This is a genomic window from Methylocella sp. (assembly GCF_044226135.1).
Lineage (GTDB): Bacteria > Pseudomonadota > Alphaproteobacteria > Rhizobiales > Beijerinckiaceae > Methylocapsa.
The window spans coordinates 119491-125786 of record NZ_JBGAHM010000007.1; the positions used below are offsets into that span (position 1 = coordinate 119491).

The 6296-nt window shown below is 71.0% G+C and carries 5 protein-coding genes; 2 read left to right on the plus strand and 3 right to left on the minus strand.

Annotated features, from left to right (window positions below; translation table 11 throughout):
• Positions 1 to 4: 4 nt before the first annotated feature.
• Genes ACILRB_RS05595 through ACILRB_RS05605 form a run of 3 tightly spaced genes read right to left on the minus strand, consistent with a single transcriptional unit; the run spans position 5 to position 4333 of the window.
• Positions 5 to 1516 (minus strand): efflux transporter outer membrane subunit, encoded by a 1512-nt coding sequence (locus ACILRB_RS05595; RefSeq protein WP_395665307.1) that lies wholly within the window; start codon positions 1514 to 1516, stop codon positions 5 to 7.
• Position 1517: 1 nt separating this feature from the next.
• Complete coding sequence (locus ACILRB_RS05600) at positions 1518 to 3143, minus strand: DHA2 family efflux MFS transporter permease subunit (RefSeq protein ID WP_395665308.1); 1626 nt, start codon at positions 3141 to 3143, stop codon at positions 1518 to 1520.
• Positions 3140 to 4333 (minus strand): HlyD family secretion protein, encoded by a 1194-nt coding sequence (locus ACILRB_RS05605; RefSeq protein WP_395665309.1) that lies wholly within the window; start codon positions 4331 to 4333, stop codon positions 3140 to 3142. Before ACILRB_RS05605 ends, ACILRB_RS05600 begins: the two co-directional genes overlap by 4 nt.
• 100 nt (positions 4334 to 4433) lie before the next feature.
• Between ACILRB_RS05605 and ACILRB_RS05610 the strand changes: the two genes are divergently transcribed.
• On the plus strand, positions 4434 to 5099 hold the full coding sequence (locus tag ACILRB_RS05610) for a TetR/AcrR family transcriptional regulator (RefSeq protein ID WP_395665310.1): 666 nt from the start codon (positions 4434 to 4436) through the stop codon (positions 5097 to 5099).
• 129 nt (positions 5100 to 5228) lie between these two features.
• Entirely contained in the window at positions 5229 to 6254 is a 1026-nt protein-coding gene (locus ACILRB_RS05615; RefSeq protein WP_395665311.1) for a zinc-binding alcohol dehydrogenase family protein, read from the plus strand.
• The last annotated feature ends 42 nt before the right edge of the window (positions 6255 to 6296 follow it).

Below are 6296 nucleotides of genomic sequence, written 5' to 3' on the forward strand. Positions count from 1 at the left end.
GCGCTCACAGCGCGGAGCCTGGAGGCTGCGGCTCCGGCGCCTCGGGGAAGCTCGCGCCCCAGCCGCCGCCGAGCGCCTTGTAGAGCTGCACGAGATCGAGCGAGGCGGAGGTCGCGCTCTGCGCCTCCTCCTGCATCGCCCGCAGCATGGTGCGCTGCGCGTCGAGCACGTTGAGGAAGTCGAGGACGCCCGTGTCATAGCGCGTGTGCGCGATCGAGAGCGCCTGGCGCGCATGCGCGACCTGCGCCTTGAGGCGCACGCGGCGAAGTTCCTCGGCGCCATAGGCGTTGAACGCGTCGACCACCTCGCGCCAGGCCGTGAGCACGGTCTTGCGATAGGAGATCGCCGCCTCGCGCTGCTGCGCCGTGCGCATCTCGAGCGTGGACTTCAGCCGGCCGCCCTCGAAGATCGGCAGCGAGACCGAGGGGCCGAACTGATATTGCAGCGAGCTGCCCCGGAACAGCTGGCGCGCGTCGAGCGCGTTCACCACCAGATTGCCGTTGAGCCGCAGGCTCGGATAGAAATCGGCGACCGCGACGCCGACGTCGGCGGTCGCGGCGTGAAGCTCGGCTTCGGCCGCACGGATGTCGGGCCTGCGCCGCGCGAGGTCGAAGGGCGCGCCGAGCGGCGGGCGCGGCGCCGACGGCAGGCGGCTTTTGCGCGCGAGCTCGCTCCTGAACGCGCCGGGCTCGCGCGCGAGCAGCAGGGCGAGCGCGTTGGCCTGCGTCTCGGCGTCGTTCTGCAGCGCCGGGATCTGCGCCTCGATGCTCGCGACGAGAGCCGCCGCGTTCTCGACGTCGAGCTGGCTCGTCAGCCCTTTCGCGGTCCGGGTCTTCGTCAGCGCCAGCGCTTCTTTCGCGCTTTTCAGGTTCTCGTTCAGGATCGCGACCTGCGCCTGCGCGCCGCGCACCGAGATGTAGTCGCGCGCGAGTTCGGCCAGCGCCGAGACGAGCGCGTCGCGGCGCTGGAACTCGGCGCGCGCGAGCGCGGCGTCGGCGGATTCGACGGAGCGCGCCACGCGGCCCCAGAGATCGAGCTCCCAGGAGGCGTCGAGGCCGGTCTGCCAGACGCTGATCGGCGGCGCCGAAATGTCGGGCCCGGCGAGCTTCAGCACGCCGTTCTGGCTGTAGAGATCGCGCTGGTAGGACGCCTGTCCGTTGATCGCGGGGATGGCGGCCGAGGCCGCGACGCCAAGCTGCGCCCGGCTCTGGGCGATGCGGGCGCCGGCCGCCGCGACGTCGAGATTGGCCGAGGCGACCTCCTCCGCGAAGGCGCTCAGCGTCGGATCGTTGAACGACCGCCACCAGCGCGCGCTCGCGCCGGCGTCCTCCATGGCGGCCGGCTGCGGCGCGGCCGCGGCGCCGGCGGGGGCCGGCTTGCCGAAGAACGAGGTTTGCGGCAGGCCGGGGTCGGGCGGCGCGAAGTCGGGGCCGACGACGCAGCCCGAAAGCGCGGGCGCGGCGAGCGCCGCGAGCGCGAGCGCGGCGGTTCTGGCGAGGGGTTTTCGTCGCGCCATGCTAATGCGCTCCCGCCGCGCCGCGCGCGGCGATCGTGTTGCTCAAAAAGAAGCAGAAGGGCACGACGCAGAGCGCGACGAGCCCGCAGTAGAAGAACACGTCCGAATAGGCGAGCACCTGCGCCTGCGTGCGATAGGACTGGTAGACCCGGCCGAGCGCAAGGTCATGGGCGGCCTGCGCGGCGTGGCCCATGGCGACGAGCGCGCGCTGATAGGTTTCGACGAGCTGGTTGAACGGCTCGTGAAAGGGGCTCGCCCATTTCGACAGCTGCGCCTGATGGACCTGCGAGCGCTCGGTGATCATCGCGGTGGCGAGCGAGATGCCGATCGAGCCGAACACGTTGCGGAACATCGAGAACAGCGCGGCGGCGTCGCCGTTGAGCCGGCGCGGCAGGGAGATATAGGCGATGGTCGAGATCGGCACGAACAGAAAGGCGAGGCCCGCGGTCTGCAGGGCGCGCATCACGACCAGCGTCCCGAAGTCGATCTGCGGCGACAGCCGGCTCGAATAGAGAAAGGCGCCGCCCATCAGCGCGAAGCCGAAGGCGATGACGAAGCGCGTCTGCACATGGCGCATGATGATCCCGACGAACGGAATCAGCACGATGATCGCGACGCCCCCCGGCGACAGGATGAGCCCCGACCATGTGGCGGTGTAGTGGATGACCGACTGCGCGAACTGCGGGATCACCACCGCGCCGGCGTAGAGCACGCCGCCGACGGCGGCGATGCACACGCAGCCCGTGGCGAAATTGCGGTCCCTGAACACTTCGAGATTGACGATCGGGTTCTTCGCCGTCCTGAGCCAGAGGATCGCGCCGACGATTCCCGCGGCCGCGACGACGGCCATCAGCCGGATGAAGCCCGACTCGAACCAGTCGTCGTCCTCGCCGCGGTCGAGCATGATCTGCATGCAGCCGAGGCCGAGCGTGATGAGGCTGAGGCCGATCAGGTCGACGCGCCGGCTTTTCGCCTTTTCGAGCCAGGGCGGGTCCTCGACCAGCACATAGACCAGCGCCACGGCGGCGGCGCCGACCGGAATGTTCATGAAGAAGATCCAGCGCCAGTCATAGGCGTCGGTGATGTAGCCGCCGAGCGTCGGGCCGAGCACCGGGGCGACGATGGTCGCGATCGCCGTGACGCCGAAGGCCGCGCCGCGCCGTTCGGGCGGGAAGGTGTCAAGGATGATCGCCTGCTGGCTCGGCTGCAGGCCGCCGCCGAAAAAGCCCTGCGCGAGGCGGAACATGACCAGCTCCGGCAGGCTCTGGGCGACGCCGCACAGAAAGGAGCAGACGGTGAACATGCCGATGCAGATCAGGAAATAGCGCTTGCGGCCGATGACCGCCGAGAGCCAGCCCGAGATCGTCAGCACGATGGCGTTGGCGACGAGATAGGAGGTCAGCGCCCAGGTCGCCTCGTCGTTGCTCGACGACAGCGAGCCGGCGATATGCGGCAGCGCCACATTGACGATGGTGGTGTCGAGGATCTCCATGAAGGCCGCGAGCGTCACCACCACGGCGATCGCCCAGGGGTTGCCCGAAGGCCGCCAGTCCTGATGCGGGTCGGCCGCCTGCGGTTTGGCTTTCTGCGCCTTTTTTTCCTGCGCCGCCGGCGCGGCCACGCTCATTCGACCTTCACCGTCGGCGTGACCGAGACGCCGAGCGGCAGCGGCAGCTGCGGATCGAGCCCGCTCTCGATCGTGATCTTGACCGGCACGCGCTGCACGATCTTGACGAAATTGCCGGTCGCGTTCTCGGGCGGGAAGGCGGTGAACTTCGAGCCCGAGCCAAGCTGCACGCTGTTGACGCGGCCCTTGAGCTTCAGGCTCGGATAGGCGTCGACCGAGATGTCGACGCTCTGGCCGGGGCGGATGCGGTCGAGCTGGGTCTCCTTGAAATTGGCCGTCACCCAGACCTCGGGCGCGACCAGCGCGAACAGCGACTGGCCGGGCGTCGCATAATCGCCGACCTCGACGTTGCGCTTGGTGATCCAGCCGTCCTGCGGCGCGCGAATCTCGGTCCATCCGAGGTTGAGCTCGGCCTGGGCGAGCTTCGCCTCGGCCTGCCGCACCTGGCCGTCGAGCCGTCTGGCGTCGGCGTCGGCCTGGGCGACGCGCTGCGGCGCGGGCATGGCTTCGGCCACCTGCGCTTCGGCGAGCTTCACCTGCGCCTGCGCCTGGCGCAGGGCGGCGGTCGCGGCGTCGACCTCCTGCTGGGTCGTCGCCTGGCGCGGCAGGCTCTTCTGGCGCTGGTAGTCCGCCTCGGTCTTGGCGACGAGCGCCTGCGCCGCGAGAAGCTGCGCCTTCGCCTGGTCGAGCTGGGCCGGGAAATTCTTGCGCGCGATCTCGACGCCAAGCTCCTGCGCCTGATATTGCGCGCGGGCGACGTCGAGCTCGGCCTTCGCCTGGTCGCGCTCCTCGACGTAGCGGCGCGGGTCGATGCGCAGAAGGACGTCGCCCTTGCGCACGAACTCATTGTCGTTGATCTCGAGCGCCACGACCTCGCCCGAGACCTGCGGCGCGATCGTGACCGCGCGCCCGTCGGTGAAGGCGTCGTCGGTCGAGACGAGGCCGCGCGTCGAAAGATAGACATAGCCGCCGCCCGCCGCGCCGATGGCCGCGAGCAGCGCCAGGACGCGCACGACGGAGCGTTTCTTTTTCGGCGGCGCGGCGGCCGCGTCCTCGTCCGGCGCCTCGGGCTCCTGCGCCGCGGCGGGCGGGTCGTCCTGCCGGCTCTTCTGCAGGTCTTCCTGGGGATCGGCGGGAGACGGCGCCTCGCCGATCCGCGCCCGCACGCCGAGGTCGCCGCCTTCATCCATATCCGACGTCCGAACAAACGTTGCGAAAGATGACCGAAAAGGTTGCGTCCGCCCCGTTGAAGGCGCTAAACCTTACCGAACTGATGGGTACGGATAAGCCATGGACACGGCCGAGTCAATTGAGGCCCGGGGCGCCGGGCAGGCCGCGGCGGCGCTGAAGCGCGTGCCGCGCGGCGCGGCGCGGCGCCGCCAGATCGCCGCCGTCGCCGAGGCGATCTTTCTGGAGCGCGGCTATTCGGACGCGACGATGCAGGCGATCGCCACGCGCGCCGAAGCCTCAAAAGAGACGCTCTACCGCCATTTCGGCTCGAAGGCCGAACTGTTCGCGGCGGTGGTGCGGGCGCGGGCGCAAAAGCTCGACGCCGTCTCGGACGAGCTGCGCGGCGCGCCGCATGCGGCGCTTTCGGGCTTTTGCGCCTATCTGCTGCGCTTCGTGACCCAGCCCGATTCGCTGCGCCTCTACCGCGTCGTGCTGGCCGAAAGCCCGCGCGAGCCCGAGCTCGGGCGCATCTTCTTCGAGCTTGGGCCGGGCCGCCTCATCGACCGGCTCGCCGGCTATCTCGCCGCGGCGACCGCCGCCGGCGCGCTGTCCTGTCCCGAGCCGCTCGCCGCGGCGCGCCTCCTCGTCGGCGCCGTCGTCGCATGGCCGCAGATGGCGACGCTGATCCTCGACGCGCCGCCGGCGGCGGAGCTCGACCGCCATGCGCGCGAGGCGGTCGTTATGTTTCTCGCCCGCTTCGGCGTCGCCGGCGCGCCCGCCGGCTGACGCGCCGCAGGGCGAAAACGAAAGACCGGGGCCTGCGAACGCGGCTATGCGGTTCACGGTCCGGCCGCCGCGTGAGAACGTCGTCTTCGACGCGCCGGGAGCGCCGGCCGTCACGCGCGGGAGGCGAAGATGAAGGCTGTCGGCTATTACCAAAAGGGCGGGCTCGACCGCGAGGACGCCCTGCTCGACCTTGACCTCCCCGCGCCCGAGCCGCGCCCGCGCGACCTGATCGTCAGGGTCATGGCGGTGTCGGTCAATCCGGTCGACACGAAGGTGCGGGTCCGCGAGCAGCCGCAGGACGGCGCGGCGCGCGTGCTCGGCTTCGACGCGGCCGGCCGCGTCGAGGCGGTCGGCGCCGCGGCCTCGCTGTTCCGGCCGGGCGACGCGGTCTATTACGCCGGCGACGTGACGCGGCCGGGCTCCGACGCCGAACTGCACGCCGTCGACGAGCGCCTCGTCGCGCTGAAGCCCGCGACGCTCGGCTGGGCCGAAGCCGCCGCCCTGCCGCTGACCGCGATCACCGCCTGGGAGCTGCTGTTCGACCGGCTGCGCGTGCCGCGCGGCGGCGGGGCCGGGGGCGGCGACCGCCGGGGCGCGCTGCTCGTGATCAACGGGGCGGGCGGCGTCGGCTCGATCCTGATCCAGCTCGCGCGCCGCCTCTCCGACGTCCGCGTGATCGCCACCGCCTCGCGCCCCGAAACGGCCGCATGGGTCAAGGAGATGGGGGCGGACCTCGTCGTCGACCATCACAAGCCGCTTGACGAGGAGCTGAAGCGCGTCGGCGTCCCCGAGGTCGATTATGTCGCGGCGCTGACGGCGAGCGACGTCTATCTCCCGCTGTTTCCCAGAATCGTCGCGCCGCAGGGCCATATCGCGCTGATCGACGATCCGGCGAGCTTCGACGTCCTGCCGCTGAAGCGCAAGTCGATCACCGTCTCGTGGGAGTTCATGTTCACCCGCTCCATGTTCGGGACACCCGACATGGGCGAGCAGGGGCGCCTGCTCGGCGAGGTCGCGCGCCTCGTCGACGCCGGCGCGCTGCGCACGACGCTGACGCGCACGCTGTCGCCGATCGACGCCGCCGCCGTCCGCGAGGCGCATGCGCTGGTCGAAAGCGGCCGCTCGGTCGGCAAGACCGCGATCGAGGGCTTTTGAGCCCCGCCCGGGCGGGGCCGGCGGCGCCGGCGCCGCGCCCGG